Source organism: Mesorhizobium sp. BHbdii, assembly GCF_053848045.1.
Genome location: NZ_JBSPKX010000117.1, coordinates 1 through 538, shown reverse-complemented (window position 1 = coordinate 538; position 538 = coordinate 1). Strand labels below are relative to the sequence as shown.

1 protein-coding gene is annotated in these 538 nt (G+C 66.7%); it reads right to left on the bottom strand.

All coding sequences use genetic code 11. From position 1 onward, the window contains the following. Positions 1-538 (bottom strand): FliM/FliN family flagellar motor switch protein (locus ACWTU8_RS32160; protein ID WP_455851294.1); only part of this gene is annotated, 538 nt, incomplete at both ends.

The following is a 538-nucleotide window of genomic DNA, read 5'->3' as shown; positions in this document are numbered from 1 at the left end:
GCCGAACTCGCATACGAACAGCGTCTGGCCGCGCGCGCTGAGGCGCGCCCTTGATTGCGCCGTTTCGTCGAAGTCGATGACCTGGCCCACTTCGAGATTGGCGAGGTCGCCAAGTGTCAGCCGCGCCAGCGGCATGGTGGCTTCGAGCGCCACTGTCGAGCGCATCACCTCTTCCGAGAAGCGCTCCCGCCAACTCGGGCCGTGGTCATCACCGCCGGTGCCGGCGGCGCTGTCGCGGCTGGCCAGAACGATACGCTGCGGCATCGTCACAGTGACCGTGCCGCTGTCGGCTGGTGTTGAGATGCCAAGAACGATGCGCAGTGCCGCACCATCTCGCAAAACGTGCCGTTTGGCTTCGGTGCCCGACATCGCGCGCGGTACGGGCAGACGCAGGTCGAGCGAGCGCCGCCCCGATCCGTTCAGGGCCTGCGCGACCTGCTGAAACAGCATGGTCGAGACATCAACCTCGATCTGCGACAGATCGCGCTCGATCGGCGATGCCGGCGTCTCCGGGTCGCCACCGAACAGCGTGCAGACC